18 protein-coding genes are annotated in these 19,511 nt (G+C 61.9%); 11 read left to right on the top strand and 7 right to left on the bottom strand.

The annotated features are described in order from the left end of the window. The first annotated feature begins 108 nt into the window (after positions 1–108). The 3 genes from HW554_RS15505 (at position 109) to HW554_RS15495 (ending at position 3,190) form a co-directional block, all read left to right on the top strand. Positions 109–1,026: a cation diffusion facilitator family transporter gene (locus tag HW554_RS15505; protein WP_176909495.1), complete on the top strand. Its 918-nt coding sequence runs from the start codon at positions 109–111 to the stop codon at positions 1,024–1,026. A 158-nt stretch (positions 1,027–1,184) separates the two neighbouring features. Further along, complete coding sequence (locus HW554_RS15500) at positions 1,185–2,393, top strand: amine oxidase (protein WP_176909494.1); 1,209 nt, start codon at positions 1,185–1,187, stop codon at positions 2,391–2,393. 35 nt (positions 2,394–2,428) lie between these two features. Beyond that, positions 2,429–3,190, top strand: coding sequence for a phospholipase D-like domain-containing protein (locus tag HW554_RS15495; protein WP_176909493.1), 762 nt, complete (start codon positions 2,429–2,431; stop codon positions 3,188–3,190). Positions 3,191–3,277: 87 nt separating this feature from the next. On the opposite strand, the gene HW554_RS15490 is transcribed toward HW554_RS15495, so the two are convergent. Then, positions 3,278–4,867: an RICIN domain-containing protein gene (locus HW554_RS15490; protein WP_176909492.1), complete on the bottom strand. Its 1,590-nt coding sequence runs from the start codon at positions 4,865–4,867 to the stop codon at positions 3,278–3,280. Positions 4,868–5,086: 219 nt separating this feature from the next. On the opposite strand from HW554_RS15490, the gene HW554_RS15485 reads away from it, so the two are divergent. Next, positions 5,087–5,614, top strand: a complete 528-nt coding sequence (locus HW554_RS15485) for a methylated-DNA--[protein]-cysteine S-methyltransferase (protein ID WP_176909491.1) — start codon at positions 5,087–5,089, stop codon at positions 5,612–5,614. A gap of 26 nt (positions 5,615–5,640) precedes the next feature. Here HW554_RS15485 and HW554_RS15480 read toward each other — a convergent pair whose 3' ends face one another. Beyond that, positions 5,641–6,525, bottom strand: a complete 885-nt coding sequence (locus HW554_RS15480) for an alpha/beta fold hydrolase (protein ID WP_176909490.1) — start codon at positions 6,523–6,525, stop codon at positions 5,641–5,643. A 232-nt stretch (positions 6,526–6,757) separates the two neighbouring features. On the opposite strand from HW554_RS15480, the gene HW554_RS15475 reads away from it, so the two are divergent. Both HW554_RS15475 and HW554_RS15470 read left to right on the top strand, forming a co-directional pair. Then, positions 6,758–7,495, top strand: coding sequence for a TPR domain-containing protein (locus HW554_RS15475; protein WP_176909489.1), 738 nt, complete (start codon positions 6,758–6,760; stop codon positions 7,493–7,495). A 145-nt stretch (positions 7,496–7,640) separates the two neighbouring features. Further along, positions 7,641–8,423, top strand: coding sequence for an outer membrane beta-barrel protein (locus HW554_RS15470; RefSeq protein ID WP_176909488.1), 783 nt, complete (start codon positions 7,641–7,643; stop codon positions 8,421–8,423). Positions 8,424–8,566: 143 nt separating this feature from the next. On the opposite strand, the gene HW554_RS15465 is transcribed toward HW554_RS15470, so the two are convergent. Further along, on the bottom strand, positions 8,567–11,032 hold the full coding sequence (locus tag HW554_RS15465) for a M4 family metallopeptidase (RefSeq protein ID WP_176909487.1): 2,466 nt from the start codon (positions 11,030–11,032) through the stop codon (positions 8,567–8,569). A gap of 297 nt (positions 11,033–11,329) precedes the next feature. On the opposite strand from HW554_RS15465, the gene HW554_RS15460 reads away from it, so the two are divergent. Next, entirely contained in the window at positions 11,330–12,121 is a 792-nt protein-coding gene (locus tag HW554_RS15460; RefSeq protein ID WP_176909486.1) for an SDR family oxidoreductase, read from the top strand. Positions 12,122–12,299: 178 nt separating this feature from the next. Here the strand turns inward: HW554_RS15460 and HW554_RS15455 are convergent, their stop codons facing one another. Continuing rightward, complete coding sequence (locus HW554_RS15455; RefSeq protein ID WP_176909485.1) at positions 12,300–13,175, bottom strand: ATP-grasp domain-containing protein; 876 nt, start codon at positions 13,173–13,175, stop codon at positions 12,300–12,302. Between the two features lie 137 nt (positions 13,176–13,312). Next, a complete protein-coding gene (locus HW554_RS15450) occupies positions 13,313–14,638 on the bottom strand; it encodes an amidohydrolase (RefSeq protein WP_176909484.1) in 1,326 nt (441 codons plus the stop codon). 137 nt (positions 14,639–14,775) lie between these two features. Here HW554_RS15450 and HW554_RS15445 point away from each other — a divergent pair, with 137 nt between their 5' ends. Continuing rightward, positions 14,776–15,456, top strand: coding sequence for a phosphatase PAP2-related protein (locus HW554_RS15445; protein ID WP_176909483.1), 681 nt, complete (start codon positions 14,776–14,778; stop codon positions 15,454–15,456). 54 nt (positions 15,457–15,510) lie between these two features. On the opposite strand, the gene HW554_RS15440 is transcribed toward HW554_RS15445, so the two are convergent. Together HW554_RS15440 and HW554_RS15435 are read right to left on the bottom strand one after the other, a co-directional pair. Further along, on the bottom strand, positions 15,511–16,290 hold the full coding sequence (locus HW554_RS15440; protein ID WP_176909482.1) for an SDR family NAD(P)-dependent oxidoreductase: 780 nt from the start codon (positions 16,288–16,290) through the stop codon (positions 15,511–15,513). A 153-nt stretch (positions 16,291–16,443) separates the two neighbouring features. Further along, complete coding sequence (locus tag HW554_RS15435; protein WP_176909481.1) at positions 16,444–17,262, bottom strand: phytanoyl-CoA dioxygenase family protein; 819 nt, start codon at positions 17,260–17,262, stop codon at positions 16,444–16,446. 224 nt (positions 17,263–17,486) lie between these two features. On the opposite strand from HW554_RS15435, the gene HW554_RS15430 reads away from it, so the two are divergent. The 3 genes from HW554_RS15430 (at position 17,487) to HW554_RS21105 (ending at position 19,429) form a co-directional block, all read left to right on the top strand. Further along, entirely contained in the window at positions 17,487–18,296 is an 810-nt protein-coding gene (locus HW554_RS15430) for a WG repeat-containing protein (protein ID WP_176909480.1), read from the top strand. A gap of 67 nt (positions 18,297–18,363) precedes the next feature. Further along, positions 18,364–19,056: an energy transducer TonB gene (locus HW554_RS15425; RefSeq protein WP_176909479.1), complete on the top strand. Its 693-nt coding sequence runs from the start codon at positions 18,364–18,366 to the stop codon at positions 19,054–19,056. Between the two features lies 1 nt (position 19,057). Beyond that, positions 19,058–19,429 carry an energy transducer TonB gene (locus HW554_RS21105; protein ID WP_176909478.1) on the top strand — a complete coding sequence of 124 codons (372 nt, stop codon included), beginning with the start codon at positions 19,058–19,060 and terminating at the stop codon, positions 19,427–19,429. Positions 19,430–19,511: the final 82 nt, after the last annotated feature.

Genomic DNA, 19,511 nt, shown 5'->3' with positions numbered 1-19,511 from the left:
GGTTTCGAAGTGGCTAAAGTTACAATAGCTCCATTTGTTCGGGTCCATCGGGCATTTCCAACTTCAGATGGCCCATTCACGTACCACCGCCATACTTCATTGCACTATATGGCTGGCAATTCTTCTTCTAAAATGGTGGTTTACGGGGCCATTGGCGCCAATATGGCCATTGCTGTTTCCAAGTTCGTGGCCGCCTTCTTCACGGGCAGCGCTGCCATGATGTCGGAGGGCATTCACTCGCTCGTCGACAGCGGCAATGGCATGCTCATTCTCTACGGCATGCACCGCAGCGGCCGGCCCGCCGATGCGCGCCATCCCTTCGGTTACAGCAAGGAAATCTATTTCTGGACGGTGATTGTGGCCGTGCTCATTTTCGCGGTGGGCGGCGGCATGTCGCTTTATAAAGGCTACCAGTACATTCGGAATCCGGCTCCACTCTCCGACCCCACCTGGAACTACTGGGTGCTGGCGCTGGCCATTGTGTTCGAGGGCGTTGCCTGTGCGCTGGCCTACCGCGAGTTCCGCAAAACCCAAGGCGATTTTGGCTTTTGGAAGGCCCTGCGCCACAGTAAAGATCCGGCAGTATTCGCCATTTTGCTGGAAGATATGGCGGCCTTGGTGGGTCTGCTTATCGCGCTGGCCGGCATCTATTTCGGCCACCTGCTCAATAATCCTTACCTCGACGGGGCCGCTTCGATGGCCATTGGGGCCCTGCTGGTAGGCATGGCCGTGTTCATGCTCAAGGAAGCCAAGGGCCTGCTGATTGGTGAGGGCGTAAGCGAGGCCGTACTGACGGACTTGCAGGCCATTGGCCGACAGCAGCCGGGCGTTGAAAACCTGCGCCCGCCCCTGACCATGTACCTGGGCCCAGCCGATGTGATTCTGGCCCTTGATGTGGAGTTTAAAGACCAGCTTTCGGCCGAAGAAGTAGAAACCGCCATCGACCAGATGCAAAATACCATCCGGGCGAAGTACCCGGAGTTTCAGCGCATCTTCATCGAAGCCAAGTCCATCGTCAAAGAGTAGCCCCAACCGGCGCTGCCGGCCGCTGGCTTCCGCTCGTTGCAGCAGGCCCGGACGCGCCGGAATCAGCCTCTTTCTTTGCCAGAGAAATGCAGCCGGCGGTAGCAAGCCCACTAGTTAGGTGCTTTACTGCCGGCTTTTCTTTCACCAACGCGCCAGCAATGCCCTTTACAGCTCCTCTCGATTCGCCCTTTACCTCGTTCTGGATGGCTGGTTTCGAGTGCACCGACCAGCTTAACGCCTTCGGCAACCGCGTCGATTTTCTGAACCTGACCGGCCACTTGCAATTGCTCGATGCCGATTACGAGCTTGTCCGGCAGCACCGGCTGGGCACCGTGCGCGAGGGCATCCGCTGGAGCCAGGTGGAGCGCCGCCCTTACGAGTACGACTGGACCACGGTGCAAGTGCTGCTCGACGCGGGCCGCCGCCACGGCATTCAGCAGGTCTGGGACCTGTGCCACTTCGGCTACCCCGACGACCTGACGCCGCTGCACCCGCTGTTCGCCCGCCGGTTTGCCTCGCTGTGCCGTGCTTTTGTGAACTTTTACCGCCAGCAGCGGCCCGACGACGTGCTCATCATCACGCCCATAAACGAGGTGAGCTTTATGAGCTGGCTGGGCGGCGACGTGCGCGGCACTGCGCCTTATTGCGTGGGGCAGGGCTGGGAAGTGAAGCGGGGCCTGATGCGCGCCTACATTGAAGGCGTAGCGGCTCTGCGTGAAACCGACCCCACGGTGCGCATTCTCACCACCGAGCCGCTGGTAAATGTTGTGCCCCGGCCCGGAGCCGGTCCGGCCGAAGTGCGCCAGGCCCGCGAGGTGCACCGCAGCCAGTTCGAGAGCGTGGACATGCTGGCCGGCCGCCTCTGCCCCGAGTTGGGCGGCCGCCCCGAGTACCTCGACCTGCTGGGCTTCAACTTTTATTATGACAACCAATGGCAGCTGGAGCCTTACCAGACGCTGCCCTGGGCCAACGAGCACCACGACCCGCGCTTCCGGCCCCTTAGCTCGCTGCTCGCCGAGGCTTACCAGCGCTACGGCCGGCCGGTGGTGCTCACCGAAACCAGCCACCCCGGCCAAGACCGCCCGCACTGGCTGCGCATGGTGGCCCACGAAGCCGTGCAGGCCCTGCACGCCGGAGTACCGCTGCTGGGCGTGTGCCTCTACCCCATCATCGATAGGCCCGACTGGGACCACCTGACGCCCTGGCACCACGCGGGCCTCTATGACATCGACTTAGCTGCGGAAACGCCCGGCCTCACCCGCCTGCTGCACGAGCCCTCAGCCCACGCTCTGGCCGACGCCCAGGCCCTGGTGGCCCGGCACCGGCAACTGGCCCGGGCAGAGCTGATGGCCATGAGCCAGGCCTGACACCCGCGGCCCGGCAGTTTACCGTACCTTCCGGCATGGCCAACGCTACTACCCCGCCCGTGTCCGAGCTGCTGAACCAGTTCCGTCAGGCATTTGCCGATGTCAACCTGTCGGCTGTTGAGGCGGACGAGCTCCGCGAGCGGCTGGCAGATTTCCAGCAGCAGCATGGCAACCTCGAAGCGTTACGCCGGCAGTTGTTCGGGCTGGCCAAAAACCACTTCAACACCTTCAAAGACAAGGCAGTAATAGAGTGGCTGGAAACGGCCAGCGCCCTGCTGCCGGCCCATGCAGAAGAACCGCTGGCGGCAGCTACGACCAGGCAAACCGCTTTGCCAGCAGCCACCTCCTCGGAGGCAGTGCGGGTGTACTTCAGCCCCCACGACGACTGCGTGGCCGCCATTCAGGATTTTATCCGGCAGGCCCGGCAGACGCTGGACGTGTGCGTGTTTACCGTGGCCGATAACCGCTTGAGCGACGAGTTGGTGGCCGCCCATAAGCGGGGTGTGCGCGTACGCCTACTTACGGATAACGAAAAGCTATTTGACCGGGGCTCCGATGTGCGGGCCCTGCATACCGCTGGCCTGGCAGTGCACGTAGATGAGAGTCGCAACCACATGCACCACAAATTTGCCCTCTCCGACAACAAGATGGTGCTCACTGGCAGCTATAACTGGACCCGCTCGGCGGCCGAGCTTAATCTCGAGAACCTGCTTATCAGCCCCGAGCAGGCGCTTGTTGCTGCCTACGCCGCAGAGTTTGCCCGCCTGTGGGCCGAGCTGCCCGAATTCGCCGGATAAGCTGCCCGGCTTGCCACTTTCAGCAGTTCTTATAAAGCGAAAAGCCCCGTTCCGGTTACCGGAACGGGGCTTTTTACCTGTTGCTGCTTAGGGACGCTCGGCTGCATCGTTACCTACCTCCGGGGCATCGGCACCGGGGCGGCGGATGGACACCACCTGGCGGGTATTGCTGGCGCCTACGGTTAGGCTCAGGTAGTAGTCGCCGGCGGGGAGGCTGCTGAAGTTGAGGGTTTGATGGTGCGAGCCGGCCGGCTGCTTGCGGTAGTCGGATACGCGCACGGCCACGCCGTTCTGGTTGTAGAGCACCCAGCCCAGCGGCTTGGCTTCGCTGAGGCTGTAGGCCATCTGCATCACGCCGTTGGAGGGGTTAGGGTACACGCTCATGCTGTTGGAACCCACTTTGCGGGCGGTGCTGGCTCCGGCCAGTATAGGCTCTTCGGAGGCTTTGGCCGGCGTCAGCTTCCACTGCTGCGTGAGCTTGCCCGTGTAGCGCCACTGCTGAATGCCACCATCGACGGAGTCCTTGTCGGTGAGGGCTTTGTTGCGGCCGTTTTTCGAAATCAGCTTGAAGTAGCCGTCGTCAGTGGGCTCAATTTTCCATTGCTGGTTGTAGCCGCTGTAGTAAGTCCAGAGGCTGGCCGGGGCACCGTTGGAGGTGGAGCTACCCAGCACCTCCAGCACTTTGTTGCTGCCGGGCACCACCAGGCGGTACAGGCCGCTACCGGTGGGTTCGAGGCGCCACTGCGGATCGGCGGGGCGCGCCGCGCCGGCCGTTGCCAGCTGCTCGGCCAGAGATACCGGACGGTCCTGGGTTACCTCCAGCGGCTTCCCCGTCGAGCGAACCGTAATAACATAAAGTCCCGACAGGTCGCCAACGGGAGTTACCTCGTCCTCAGCTACCGGTTTCTTGGCCGGGGCGGCGGCTACCGCCGGAGCGGGCTTGGCGGGCTTAGCAGCTGCCGGAGCAGGTGCAGGCTTGGGCGCTGGCGCCGGCTTGGGGGCGGCGGCAACGACTGGGGCCGGCTTAGGAGCGGCCACCGGGGCCGGCTCGGGCCGGGGTGCGGGTGCTACGGCAGCTTTGGCCACGGGCGGCGCACCAGCCGGGTCGGGCGTAGTGGGCGAACCCAGCGGATAGAGGTTGCCAGTCGGAATCAGCTGCTGGCCCTGACCGGGAGCCACCCAATGCAGCTGAATACCAGCCATGCCGGCTGCGTTGTTGTATTCGAGTTTGATGGTGGCCTTTTCGCCGGCGGCCAGCGAAACGCTGTTATCGAGCTTGCTGCTGGCTTTCTTCCCGTCCCAGGTATCGATTACCATCCGGCCGTTCACCCACAGGCGCACCTCGTCGGTGGTTACGGCTACAAAGCGGTAGCGGCCGGTACCCGGCGCGGCAATCAGACCTTCCCAGCGCACCGAAAAATTATCGGCGGGCAGGCCGGGCGCGGGCGAATTCAGGCCCCAGCGGAAATCCACTACCTCATCCTGGCGCTTGAGTACGGGCTGGCCCGCCAGCGAGCCATTGCTGAAGTAAGAGGCCGTAAGCCCTGTGCCCCAGCCCTGAGCGGGCGGCGTTTCGGTGGGCGTGAGGGCAGCCATGTACGCGGGCGGTGCCGCAACTACCAGCAACTGGCCGAGCAGGCCCAAACCGAGCGCAGAGCAGAGAAATAAACGTCGCACGATGGAGGTGGCTTTGGAAGTTGGGACAGAGTAAATGGAGCGCAAATAAGCAACAGTCAAAAATCTACGCGTAGATTTATATTTTCCTGCTTCGCCCCTACTAATATACGGGTTTTTCTCAGGCAGTTACAGCGCCACTTGCTTTCCGAGCCCCGGCATACTGCAACAAACAAGCTGCAAACTGCCCTTAAACCGTGTTTTTATCTAATTCAAGACCTGATGCCTGAACTACCCGCTGGCCTGCCCGACACCAACTCCCCGGCCCGGGCGCTGCTGGCTACGCCACTAGGCCTGCTGGAATTGCGGGGTACGGAGGCGGGCCTGAGCGAGGTAAGTTTTCTGGCTACTGACAGCCTGGGCACACCTACTCCGGCCGGAGGAGTTCCCGGCTGCCTGCAGCTGGCCCACGAGCAGCTACGCGCTTACTTTGGGGGCGAGCTGCGCGAGTTTACCGTGCGCACGGCCGTGGCAGCCGGCACCGAATTCCAGCGGCAAGTGTGGGCGGCACTGCCGGCTGTGGCCTACGGGCGCACGGCCTCCTACCTCGATCTGGCCCGGCAGCTGGGCAACCCCGGCGCAGTGCGGGCCGTGGGCGCAGCCAACGGCCAGAATCCGTTGGCCATCATCTGGCCCTGCCACCGCATCATCGGGGCCGGCGGCCAGCTAACGGGCTATGCCGGCGGCCTGGCCCGGAAAAAGTGGCTGCTGGAGCTGGAGAGCCCACCGCTGCAGCTTGGGCTATTTTGAATGACGTTCTGCCTACCTCATCCTTCTTACTCCTTCGCCCCCACAAACGGCAGCAGCTTCTGATAGATGATATTGTGTTGCCAGTATAGCTGCAGCACCATCGGAATATGCTTTTTGCCGGGCTGCACCTGGTAGTAAGGCGTGTGGCCCAGGCCCACCAGCGCCTTGCGAAACTCGGCACTGCTACTGCTGATGGAGGGGTAGGTTTCGCCACCCACGAAGATGAGAAAGGGAGGCGTTTGGGGCGTGAGGTGGTGGCGGGCCGACACCTCGCGCCAACTGGCCGGGTTGGGGCCAAAGGATACGATATACTGGTTGTCGCCGGGATAAGCTTTCTTTTTCAGGTAGTCATACATATCGAGGCCGGCGGCATCGTCGAGCACCACGCCGCGTACCGGGTTGGTGGTTTCGCCCCAGCGCTGGAACCGGGCGTCGTCGGTGGCCAGTAGCGCCGCCAGGCCGCCCCCGGCCGAGTGGCCCATCGTAAACAGCCGGGCCGGGTCGCCGCCGTAGTCGGCAATGTGGCGGCGCACCCATACCACGGCCCGGGCACAATCGTCGGCCATCTGGGGTACGCGTACGTCCGGCGACAGGCGGTAGTTGATGACCACGGCCACCACTCCCTGCTTGGCCAGCCGGCGGCCTACAAACGAGTACAGGTCTTTGCTGCCGCTGGTCCAGTTGCCGCCATGAATGAATACCACTACCGGATAGGGCCGGGCGCCGGGCTTTTTGGGCGCATACACATCGAGGAGGTGGCGTTTGGCGCTGTAGGCCGAGTCGGTGGCCGGTATGTAGGCCACATCGGCGGTGCGGCGGCTGGGGCGGGCCACGCTGTACTCGGTGGCGGCGGCCAGCAGCAGCATCGTAATTAGCAGAGCAGGCAGCAGGCGAAGAAACAGAAAGCGCATTCAGTAGAAAAAAAGGAGCAGGATCAACGCCACCCAACGGGCCACGCAATGGCGCAGGTACGACAGGGCCAGCCGGCCGGATTGCCGCCGCTATGGCCACAACGGCCGGGTGGGAAAGAGGTTGGCAGAGGCGAACCCGCAGTAGGCACGGTTGGGGCAGCGGGCGTATATTTGGCAGCCCGCAGCCCGGTTAGTTGGGCTGCCCGCCTTTGTACCGCTACTCTACTACTCCATGAAACTCCCGATTCCTGTTTTCCTGCTGACTGCGCTGTTACTGGGCGCCGGACTGCAACCAACCCTGGCCCAGCGGGCCGGCAAGGCGGCAAAAACGGCTACCGCCGACACCCGCGAAGCAGTGCTGGGCAGCCGCAGCCAGCCGCTCTTTGGCGGCCTTTCGGCGGTGCAGGCCGAGCAGGCGCTGGGGCCGGCTACTGTGGCAGGGCTGGCCGGCAGCTTCCCCTCGCGGGCCGAAGCCAGCCAGTTTTTCAGCCGCAAAGGCTACGAGTACCTGGTGGAAAACCAGCGCGATACGGCCGCCTACCGCTTTAACCTGGCCTGGGTGCTCGACCCTAGCAACGCCAATGCCTACCACGGCCTGGGCGTACTAGCCAGCAGCAACCCCACGCCCGAACAGGCGATTGAGCTGCTGGAAAAGAGCCTGACGTTGGCTCCCACCAACTCGTCGTTTCTCTCCGACCTGGGCACCAGCTACCTGATCCGCTACGAGCAGAGCAAGAAGAAAAAGGACCTGAAAACCGGCACCGAGCTGCTACAGAAGGCCACCACCCAAGACCCCGCCAACGCCAACGCCTGGCAGCAGCTGGCCCGCGCCTATTACTACCAGGAGCAGTACGCCCAGGCCTGGGAAGCCGTGCATAAAGGCCAGGCCACCAGCATTGCCTCCGTCGACTTCGGTCTGATTGCCGACCTGCTGACCCACTTACCCGACCCCAAAGGCACGTACAAGTAAGCACCCCGCTGCAAGGCCGTTTCGAAAGCGTGTAACCTGCTGCGCAAAGCTGGCCAGACAATCATTTGTCGCTGGTTTCCGTTAGAGCTTCATCGGGCTGCCATGCTTCTGGCGCGGCGGGCCCCTCATTTTGCTTTCTAACTTCGTGACCCTTCGCTCCTTTCTGCCTGCTGCGGCCCTGCTGCTCACCACGGCCGCTACGCATTCGGCGCTGGCCCAGTCGGCGGCCGGCCCCGAGCGCCGCCCCCGCCACTACGATAAGCAGGGCCGCCTGTACTACAAAGGACCGGTGCGCTTTACGCTGGGTGGTGGCGTGGGCTACTACAACGGCGACCTGACCAGCAGCCTGGGCGACCAGTTTCTGGGACCCAGCCTGAGCGCGGGCCTGCTCTACCAGTTTCATCCGCACTGGCAGGTGGGCAGCGAGGTATCGTACCTGCAAATCGGTGCCAAAGACTACTTACCAAGCCGTGGCCTGGCGTTCAGGGGCAATAATGCGGTAGGCACGGCCTTCGTGCGCTGGGAACCGTTGCGCGACCCAGGTGCCTACTCCTTGCCCGCCGGCCAGTCGTCCATCATCAAGCCCTACTTTAAAACAGGCGTTGGCCTGGCCCTATACAGCCCGAAGGCGTACCGCGGTACACAACGACCCAGTGGCAATTTCACGCCGGCCTACCTTGAGCCCGAACGCTTCGACTACCCTGCCCTGGCGCTGGTGCTGCCGATAGGAGTGGGCGTCACTGTTCGCCTTACCTCGCGGCTGAACGCGACCATCGAAGGCTCGTATTCGCTCACCACCACCGACCAGCTAGACGATATCAGCACGGTTCCCAGCCCAGGCTTCGACGCGGGCCGCTCGGCTTCGCCGCTCAACGACAATTACGGCCAGCTGGAGCTAAAGCTGGAATACGCACCGTGGGCTCGTTAGCTGTTAGCTGTTAGCTGTTAGCTGTTAGCTGTTAGCTGAAAAACGAAGAAGGCCCCGCACTCAACTAGGTGCGGGGCCTTCTTTTATTTGTTGAGTTTTCTGACCGAAAGCTAATAGCTCGCAGTCAGAAAACTCAACCAAACTTACTGCTTCACGAAACGCTCGTGGAAGGTTTTCTGACCATCGGAAACGGTGAGCAGGTAGATGCCGCTGGCCAGGTTGGCCACATTCAGCTGTCCGTTCGCGAAGGAAACGTTGGCTACGCGGGCACCGCGCAGGTCGGTAACCACCGCCGACACGGCCGGAGACTTGCTGGCCAGCACAATGTTGAGCACGCTGGCTGCCGGGTTTGGGTACAGCGTAACCGCTTTTTCGAGGCTGGTGCTGCCGAGCGAAGCGCTCTGGGCGGCAACACTAGCGCCACCGCCGGCCGTCAGGCCAGTTCCGCCGGTGATGTTGACGGTGTAGTCCTCCGTTTCGCCGTAGCTGTAGTTATTGCAGCTCGTGGTGGCAGCATTGTCACTCAGGATCACCCGCATGCGCGTGGCTCCACTGCGGGCCGAAGATGGTACTGTAAAGGTACCGGAGAGCGTGCCACTGCTGGCCGAAGAGCCCGACACGACCGTTTCGCCGGCGTCAGAGAAGTCGCCGTCCTGGTTGTAGTCGATGTAGATGCGCCAGTTTTCAGTGTAGGCCGTCGAGGCGAAACCAGCCGAGAAGCTGATGGTCTGCGACGAGCCAGCGGCAATAGTGGTGCTAGTGGCCGTACCGTTGTAGTAGCCGGCATCGGCACCCGAAGTACGGGTAATGGTGCCCAGCTTCACGTAATCAATCCACTCGTAGGCCACGCTGGTGCCCTTGCTGGCGCAGTAGGCCACAACGGGCGGCGGGGTGGTACCGCCCGAAGCGGCGCCCACGCCCACGGCGTACCAGGCGTTGGTAACCGCTACCACCTGGGCCGAACCAGCACCGAACAAATCGGTAGCCGCCGAAATGGAGGCCGTGCGGGCCTGGGCGTAGGTCGAAGAAGCCGTCAGGTACACGCTTTCGGTGCGGTAGGCAATTTTAGCGGCATTGGAAATACCCAGGCCGGTTACCGAGTAAGCGCTGCCGATGTCGTTGGTACCCGTGCCGCCCTGGCTGAGCAGGTAGAACCAGAAGTTGAGCACGCCCGAGTTGGTGTGCACACCGCCCTGGTCGTTGGCGTTGGAGGGCGAAGTAGAAGTGGGCTTCCAGTTAGTGCCCTTATAGGTGTCGGGCTGGCCGTACAGGTTGGGGTTGCTCATCGAGCGAAGGGCGCCGCCGCTCTTCATAATCTGCTCGCCAATGCTCCAGGTACTCATGCCGGTCAGGCCGAAGTCAGTTACGGCCTTGGCTTCTACGCAGGCGCCCCAGATGTCGGAAAAGCCTTCGTTCATGGCGCCCGACTCGTTGGCGTAGGTCAGGTTGGCTGTTTTCTCGCAGATGGCGTGGCCGATTTCGTGGGCGCACACGTCGAGCGAAGTCAGGGGCTTGAAGGTGGTGGCCCCGTCACCGTAGGTCATCACCGAGCCGTTCCAGTAGGCATTTTCGTAACCGGCGCCGCCCGGAATGTCGTCAAAATGCACATAGCTCTTGATTTTGGCACCGGCGTTGTCGTACGAATTGCGGTTGTGTACCACCTTCCAGTAGTCGTAGGTAGCCTGCGCGCCGAAGTGCGCATCGCCGGCAATGTTGTCGAAGTTGGCGTTGTTATACTCAGCGGACGTCCAGTTGTTGTCGGTGTCCACGAAATCGGTAGCAGCGGCGTAGCTGTTGCCTTTTTTGCAGTTGTAGGTTTCGATGCCCAGGCCGCGGGTGGCTTCGCGCAGGTAGAAGCCGCCGGTAGTGGTGGCGGTGGCAATGCTGCGGGTGCCGTTGTAGGCCGTGGCAAATGTGCCGGTAGCCGCCGCGTGCTTGATGATGGCATCCTGAGAAATAACGCGGCCCGAGTGGGCATCTACGTAAACGTAAGCCCGGCTGAGGGGAGCCTTGGCATATACGTTAAACTTCCAGGCCAGTGCCGGCTGACCGGCAACGGCATCGTGCATCACTACCAGTTCGCCCTGGGGCTTGTACGTAGCATTGGGGTTGGCTTCCTGCTGCTTCAGGCCGGCTTCCTCGCGGGCATCCTGCCACATGTACTCCTTGGCTCCCACAAAGGCCATGGCCCGCTGCAAGCCAGTGGCAGCATCGAGCGAAGGCGTTACGTTCAGGTTTTCCACCTTTTCTATCTGGCCGCTGATGCTCTCCAGGTTCCCCTGGCGGGCATGCACCGTATACAGGGCATGTTCTACCTTAATTCCCTTGTAGTACTGCTGGTACTTTTCATGCACGAAGCCCAGTTCGTCGGCCTTGGTTTCAACTGCCAGCAGTTCATCGGAGCTGCTTAGGGCCAGTTGCTGGCGGAGTACAGTTGGAGCGTCGCTGAGCTTAAAGGCATTTCCCGCCGCTTTAAACTCGATCAGGTAGGGCGTGCCGTTGTCGCGCAGGCTCTTACTTTGTACCCGCGAGTAGTCCTGAGCAAAGGCGGCCGAAGAGCTAAGGCCACCCAGCAGCAAAAGTGCTGCAACAGAGTATTTGTGGTGCATAAACTGGGGTTGGTTGTGGAAATGGGGGTTTGAATCAAAGAAAGATTCCCGATGCGAGAAATCCCTCAATCAGGCAACCAAATTATGATTTTATTAACACAATACACTGTTCGTTGAAATATTTATTATCAAAACAGTATCATGTTGAAATTATCGATATCAGCCAATGAATTCGTTTTGCTTTTTAATATATTGACAGTCATATACATGTAAAAAATTGCCACCATCTCTGGTTAATACCATTTCTGAAGCAGACCAATACACAAGCCTGAATTTTAAGTATTTCAAGACATCTATATGAGCAACTCTTCTGTTTTTTTCCCTTCCCGCTGGAGCCTCGCCGGCCAGACGGCCGTAGTAACGGGTGCCTCGAAAGGCATTGGGGCTGCGGTAGCAGCCGAACTGCTGGCGCTGGGCGCTACGGTGGTAGCCGTGGCCCGCACCGCCGCCGATCTGGAGCAGCAAGTAGCCGAGTGGCAGCAGCAGGGCCTGCCCGCCCACGCCCTACCCGCCGACGTGAGCACGCCCGCTGGCCGCGCCGGTCTGCTGGGCCAACTGGCTGAACGCTGGCCCCAAATAAACGTCCTCGTCAACAACGTGGGCACCAACATCCGCAAGCCCACCCTCGACTACACCGACGACGAGTACCGGCAGCTGCTGGCCACCAACCTCGATTCGGCCTGGGAGCTAAGCCGCGGCCTGCACCCGCAGCTAGTGGCGGCCGGGGGCGGCAGCATCGTCAACATCTCGTCGGTGGCGGGCCTCACGCACGTACGCACCGGGGCCATTTACGGCATGACCAAGGCCGCCCTGGTGCAGCTCACGCGCAACCTGGCCGTGGAGTGGGCCAGCCACAACATCCGCGTCAACTGCGTGGCTCCGTGGTATATCCGCACGCCGCTGGCCGAAACGGTGCTCAAAAACGAGGATTTCCGCGCCAGTGTGCTGGCCCGCACGCCCATGGGCCGGGTGGGCGAGCCCGAAGAAGTATCGGCCGCCGTAGCCTTTCTGTGCCTGCCCGCCGCCGCCTACATCACCGGCCAGACTCTGGCCGTGGACGGCGGTTTCACGGTGAACGGGTTTTCGTAGAAGGATAGGCTGGAAATTAAAAAGGGTCATGCTGAGCGAAGGCGCTAGCCGAAGTCGAAGCATCTCTACTGCAATGCTAATCCTGACGCCAGGAATTACTGTTGCGGTAGAGATGCTTCGACTTCGGCTAGCGCCTTCGCTCAGCATGACCCTTCTCTTCTTGACTTCTTGCCCCGAGTTACTCACCCATCCGCCGCAACGCCTGCTCGTAACGGGGCAGGGCCTGGGGGGCGGAGGCGAGGTAGAGGAAGGGTTCGATGAGCTCCAGCTCCATGAGTAGCAGCTCACCGTCCTGGTCGAGGCCATCGACGCGGGCGTAAAGGCAGCCGGGCGCGAACTGCTGCACGATGCGGTCGGCGGCCTGGCGCAGATGGGCCGGGGCCTCGCGGGGGGCAATGGCACCGCCCAGGTAGTGCTGCACCCGGAAGTCGCCGGCCTTGGGCGTTTTGAGTACCGCGTGGCTGAATTCGCCGCCGTAGTAGAGCAACGACCACTCGCCTTCCTCCTGAATGCGCGACAAAAACGGCTGGGCCAGAAAATCCTCCTGCGCCACCAGTTCGGTTAGCTGGGGCTGGCGCACAGCGGTTTCGTGGCGGCTGATGATGAAGGTGTTTTTGGCCCCACCGCTCACGGCCGGCTTTACCACAATCTGCTCCTGGCCCATTTCTTCGAGCAGCGCGGCGGCATCTACGGCTTCGCCCCGGGGCAGTAGCCGGGTGGGCACAATGCGCACGCCGGCCTGCTCCATCTCCAGCAGATAGCGCTTGTTGGTGTTCCAGCGCACCACGCTCACGGGGTTGAGCAGGCGTACCTGGTCCCGCTCCAGGGTGTCGAGCCAGTGCAGAAACTCCTCCACGCGGTCGAAATAATCCCAGGGCGACTTCAGCAGCACCACATCGTAGCGGCCCCACTCCACCACCGGGTTGCTCCAGATACGCGGCTCCACATCGTGGCCCTGCTCGCGCAGGTAGCGGGTGAGCAGGGCGTCTTCGTCGTCAACGTTGGGGGCACCGTACTGGGCCAGGCTTTCGCAGGTTACAAGGGCAATATTCATCACAGATGTTGCAGATTATACAGATTACGCTGATTCGTTCAGCGGGAGCGGCTGGCTTCATACCGCTCTGCTTGATACTTTGTGGACCCGCCTTATCGGTGTATCGGCCCCAAAGCTGTCAGCTAATGGCTCAAAACTTACTTTCCGCTCAAATAGTCGAGGGCCAGGGTGGCGAGGGTGCGTACGCCGAGCGTAAGGCCGCTTTCATCTACAAAAAAGCCGGCTGTATGGTGTGGGGCGGTGGTGGCGGGGTCTTTACCCACGGGCATGCCGCCCACGAACACGAACAGGCCGGGCACTTTTTCCTGGTAGAAAGCAAAGTCTTCGGCCCCGGTTACGGCTTTTTGCACGGTTACGTTGGCCGGGCCAGCGGCGCGCTCCAGGCTGGGCACCATGCGGCTGGTCAGGGCGGGGTCGTTGTAGGTAATGGGAGCGTAATTGGTGATGTCGACTTCGGCGGTGGCGCCGGCGCTTTCGGCAATGCCAGTGGCCGTGCGGCGCACGGCTGCCCACACCTTCTGCTGCATATCCTTATTGAGGCAGCGGATGGTGCCGGTCAGTTCCACCTGCTCGGGGATGATGTTGTTGCGCACCCCGCCGTGCACCATGCCCACGGTTAGCACCACGGCATCTTCCGTCAACTCAGCTTGCCGGCTGACGATGGTTTGCAGACCCAGAATAATCTGGGCGGCCGTCACCACTGGGTCGACAGCCAGCCAGGGGTAGGCACCGTGAGCCGATTTGCCCTTCACTTTGATAGTGAACACGTCGGACGACGCCATTTCGCCGCCCGGCCGATAGCTCAGGCGGCCCACCTCGGTCTGGGCCTGAATGTGGAGACCGAAGATGGCATCGACCTTGGGGTTTTCGAGCACGCCTTCCTTCACCATGAGCCGCGCGCCGCCCTCAATGCCCGGCAGCGAGCCTTCCTCGGCGGGCTGGAAAATGAATTTCACGGTACCAGGCAGGTCTTTCTTCATCTTCACGAGTACATCGGCCGCCCCAAGCAGCATGGCTACATGGGTGTCGTGGCCGCAGGCGTGCATCACGCCCACCTGCTGGCCGTTGTAGTCGGTGCGCACTTTGGAGGCGAAGGGCAAGCCGGATGACTCGGTTACAGGCAGCCCATCCATATCGGCCCGCAGGGCCACTACCGGGCCGGGCCGGCCGCCTTTCAGAATGCCTACTACACCGGTGCGGGCCACACCCGTTTGCACTTCCAGGCCCAGGCTACGCAGGTGGGCGGCCACGAGGGCGGCGGTGCGGGTTTCCTGGTTGCCCAGCTCGGGGTGTTCGTGCAGGTCGCGCCGCCAGGCAATTACCTGGGGTTTTCCCTGTTCGGCCAGCTGGGCCACGCGGGCAGTTAAGGCGGAAGCAGCGGGCTTACTTTTTTGGGCGTTGGCCGCGCCGACGGCCGAGAGCGTGAGGGCCAGCGCGGCGGCCAGGGAGTAGCAGTTCTTCATGGGCAGCAGAATAAGAAGGGCAAGTGGCAGCAGCCGGATACCGGGGGCTCCGGCCAATATACACCGCCCGGCGCGCCCCCCGTAACTACCAGACGCGCCAACCCCACGCTGGCTGCTTTGCGCTACTTTTGCCGGCGATGCTCCCCCCCGATTTCCCCAGCGCACCAGCAGCCCGTAACAGGACGACGAACCCACCAGTTGCACCGCTCACCTGGCCCGTGGCCTGGCACCAGCCGGCCTTCCGGGTACGGCTGCTGCTGGTGCTGGCGCTGCTGCTGGCGCTGGCCAGCCAGCTGCCGGGTTTCTTTGCCTGGGTGCAGGCGCGCCCCGGCTACCACCTGCCCGACCCGCTGCTGGACTGGCTGCCCGCCCACGATGTTTCGGAGGCCACATTTGCGGTTATCTATCTGGGCATTGCGCTGGGAGTAACCACGCTGCTGCCACGGCCGGGGCGGCTGCTACGGGCATTGTGGGCCTACTTACTGCTGCACCTTCTGCGTTGCGCCACGCTCTGGCTGCTGCCGCTGGAGCCGCCGCCGGGCCTGGTGCTGCTGCAGGATCCGCTGGTGGACATGTTCCTCTACGCCGCCCCCACCCCCATCACCAAGGACCTGTTCTTCTCGGGTCACACCGCTACGCTGCTGCTACTGGCGCTGGCAGTGCCCGTTGGCTGGCGCCGCTGGCTGCTGCTGGCCGGCACCGTGGCGGTAGGCATCCTGGTACTCATCCAGCACGCTCACTACACCTACGATGTGCTGGCTGCCCCGCTGTTTGTGTGGCTGGCGTGGAGGGGCAGTCGGTGGGTAGTTAGGGGCTAGAGAAATGTCATTCTTCGCTCCGCGCTGAATGACATTTCTCTAGCCCAATACCTCTCACAAATACTTCTCGTAGATGCCGGCGGCGATGCGCTCGGTGAGGCTTTTGGGCACGACACTCGTAAGGGCCGCCGATACTTTGTTGAGGGCGCCGGGAATGATTTCGGCCTCGCCGGCCAGCAGGGCCCGGATGCCGGCCTGGGCCACCTGCTCGGGCGTCATCGCTACTTTGTTGGCGGTGGCCTGCAACTCGGCATTCATGCCGGCGCGGTCGGCAAAGCTGGTGCTGGTGGAGCCGGGGCTGAGGCAGCAGACAGATACGCCTGTTTCGCGCAACTCGAAGCGAAGGCCGCGGCTGAAGCTGAGCAGAAACGCTTTGCTGGCCGCATAAAGCGCGAGGGTGGGTACGGCCTGGTAGGCAGCGGTACTGGCTACATTGAGCACATAAGCCTTTTTGGCGCGGTGCAGCGCGGGCAACAACAGGTGCGTGAGCGTCACTGGCAGCTGCATATTGAGCTGCAGCATGTTCAGCTGGCGCTCCAGCGGCAGCTCTTCGAAACGCCCCCACAGGCCGTATCCCGCGTTGTTTATAAGTACCGCCAGTTCGCCGGGCTGGGCCTGGGCCCAGGTGGCCAGCGCCGCCGCCGCATCGGGCGAGGCCAAATCGAGCGGCAGCGTGCGGGCCTCACGGCCGAGCAGCCGGACTTCGGTGGCGACCTGCTCCAGGTCGTCGGCCGAGCGGGCCGTGAGCAGCAGATCGTAGCCGTGGCGGGCCAGCTCCAGGGCCAACGCCCGACCAATGCCGCGCGAGCCACCGGTTACAAGGGCAGTTTTCAAGGTAAGGTGGAAATAAGATGGAAGGACGTCATTCTGAGCATAGCGAAGAATCTCGTGTGCTACTATTGCAACGGCAACTCAACGCCGAGAATCACTTTGGCAAGCGAGATTCTTCGCTATGCTCAGAATGACGTTTTTTACCATTTCGCCGCCCTACTTCACTAGGTGCAGAAAGCGCAGGTAGAAGGGTGTGGGGCTATTGTCGTGCTTGGGCTCGTACTTACCGGCCAGAATGGGCACGTACATCACGCGGCGGCGCGAGGCCTCGCCTACCAGCGGCGAGCGGGCCACGCGGTGCCACATGCGGCCGTCGTGCACGGTCAGGTCGCCGGGCTCGGTTTCGATGACGATTTCGTCGGGGTCGGGGCCTACGTCTTTGTAGTATTTCTTCCGGAACAGAATGTCGCGCAGGCTTTGGCGGTGGGTGCCGGCCAGCACCCGCAGGCCGCCGTTGGTAGCTGGTGTACCATCGAGGTGCACGCCCACGTTCAGCATCGGTCCTATTTTCTTGCCGTAAAACACGTCGCGCAGTGAGTCGGTGTGCCAGCCCATCTGCGAGAACTCCGAGCCCGTTACGTTCACGTAGTGGTTGATGACAAGGCCATCCTTCTCATCTTCGCCCACCCGGCCTCCACTGCTCGTTTCCAGCAACGGAAACAGGGCCGTAAAGCGCGGATCCTGTAAAAACTCATGCAGTGTGGGGCTGTGGTGCGAAGCAAAGGCAAAGCGCTGCACGATGGGTGCTCCATCTACATCTTTCCCGTACTTGATGGGCACACCGTTTACCTTCTTCACTTCGTCGGCCAGCCAGCGCTGCTGCACCTGCTCGGAAGCCCGCAGCAACTCGGCCACGGTATCGGTTCCGATAAAGCCGCGGAAATGCAGAAAGCCGTGTTCCTGAAAAAAGGCCAGCTGCTCCTGCGTCAGCCGATCGGCCAGCGTAAAGCGTGGATAAGGAACAGATAAAGGCATAAAGTAAAAAGAAGTGGATAGCCGCCCGGTTAAGCGGGTGCAAAGATACGCCGGCTGGCTGCTTAGTTGTAGCGCCACCCTCCGAACACCGGCTCGGCGCAAGCCGACAGGCTGGTAAGCGACGGGCGAAGAGCGCGTGAATCAACCGGTTGGGCTGGCTTTGGTTTTGGCCAAAGTGCCTACCTTCGTTAAGCTAGGCTTCGGTCTGCCCTACTCCCCTACCCATGAGACGAGTGCTGCTTTTGCTACTGGTATCGATGCTGCTGGCATCGGCGCTGCCGCTGGCAGCCTGGGCGCAGGCGGCCGAAGCCCGGCTGGTACCCTTCCGGCAGGGTAGGCAGTGGGGCTACGCCGACCGCCGGGGCCGGCTGGTGCTGCCCGCCCGCTACGATGAGGCGGGCCCCTTCGCCGACGAGCTGGCCTGGGTGCGAGTGGGCAACCGCTACGGTTACATTGATGGCAGCGGCAACCCCGTAACGCCGGTGCAGTACGAGCAGGCCGGCAATTTCCAGAACAACCAGGCCACCGTCACGCTCAACGCCGAAACCTTTGCCATCAACCCCGCCGGCCGTCGGCTGCCCCCCGCCGAAGTGGCCGAGCCAGCCGATGAAGACCCCCTCGAACAGGGCGACCTGGTGCGCGGCCCCGATGGGAAGGTAGGCTTCCGCTTCACCGTTGGCACGGCGCGCATACCAGCCATCTACGACGAAATAAAAGACAACTACAACGGCCTGCTGCTGGTGCGCCAGGGCCCGAAATGGGGCGTGCTGGATAATCGGGGCAAGCTGGTGCAGCCCCTGCAATACGACTCGGTGCGCCGGGGCGGCAGCCCCTTGCTGCCCGCCGTGCGCCAGAACGGCCGCTGGGGCTACCTCGGCCCCGAAGGCCGCCGCCTCGTCGAGCCGCGCTACCTGCAGGCCGCGCCCTTTTTCGGCGGTGTAGCCCGCGTGCAGACGCCCTCGGGCTCCTTCGGCTACATCGACACCGAGGGCCGCGAGTTCTGGAGCGACACCGAGCCGGTAAGTATCAAATAACCAGCTGAAAAAGCACGGTTGAGAGTTCGAGTAGCGTTGTATATTGGTTGTTCGCTGATGCCGTGCCATGCTTCCACTTCCCGTACTCCATGTTCGCCTACGTGCCTGCTCCGAAAGCTGGACCCAGATGACGCCCGCCGCCCAGGGCCAGCACTGCGCCCGTTGCAACCGGACGGTGCTCGATTTCACCCAAAGCTCGGCAGCTGACCTAGAGGCCGCCTTCCAAGCCTCGCCCGACGGCCGGGTGTGTGGCCAGTTTCACCCCGCCCAACTGGCCCCCAATCAACCAGCCCCATTGCCGCCCCGGCCCGCCCTACGCCCAAAGCTGCGGCGGTTTCTGGTGGCGTTGGTACTGGTGTGTGGGCTGGGTTTGGGCGCGCAGGAGGCCGTGGCGCAGGTGCGGCAGAAGCTGCCGACTACGTCCCCACTGCCGCGAACTGACTGGGTTAGCCGCCCTTACGGAGACGTGGCAGAGCGCCTTCCGGTTTTCCAAGGTGGCCCGCAAAAGATGATGCAGTTTATCGGCGAAAACCTACGTTATCCGGCAGGTCTGACAGAAAGCGGACGGGTCTTCGTGCGATTTACTGTTGATGAAGCGGGCAATCAGCAGAATGTCCGAGTTGTGAAAGGCTTCCACCCAGATGCCGACGCGGAGGCTCTGCGCGTTGTCAGTATGCTGAAATCGTGGACTCCTGGCAGCCAAAGCGGCCGGCCCGTAGCGGTTGAGTACAACGTCCCCATCACCTTTAGCATGGAGTAAGATGCATAAAACACTTCTCTTGAGCCTGTTACTTCTGGTTAATTTTCGAGCTACGGCGCAAGCGCATAACAACGAGCTTCCATTCGCTGATTATTTACACCAAAATATCCGTTGGCCTGATAGCCTACCGCGCTCCATTAGCGGTAGAGTATTGGTACAATTTGAGGTAGATAAACGTGGTGAAATACGCAATCCAGCCATTGTTCAAAGCCTGCATCCGCTAGCCGACGCAGAGGCGCTACGACTGGTAAAGTTGCTGAGGGGTTATTTCACTCCGGGTAGGCGAAATGGCCGGCCGGTTTCGACATTCTTTACAATGCCGCTATCATTCATCGGGCCAGATAATGATAGCACCAAAATCCAGGGGAAGTGAGGCTTGGCTTCACTATGCCCTCACACCTCCCAGCTTCTATCCGAAAACATTCCTACTTTACCCTTTGCAAATCCCAACTCCT

This window comes from Hymenobacter lapidiphilus (assembly GCF_013377885.1).
Lineage (GTDB): Bacteria > Bacteroidota > Bacteroidia > Cytophagales > Hymenobacteraceae > Hymenobacter > Hymenobacter lapidiphilus.
Note: the sequence above shows the minus strand (reverse complement) of the source record. Positions and strands in the feature narration are given on the sequence as shown.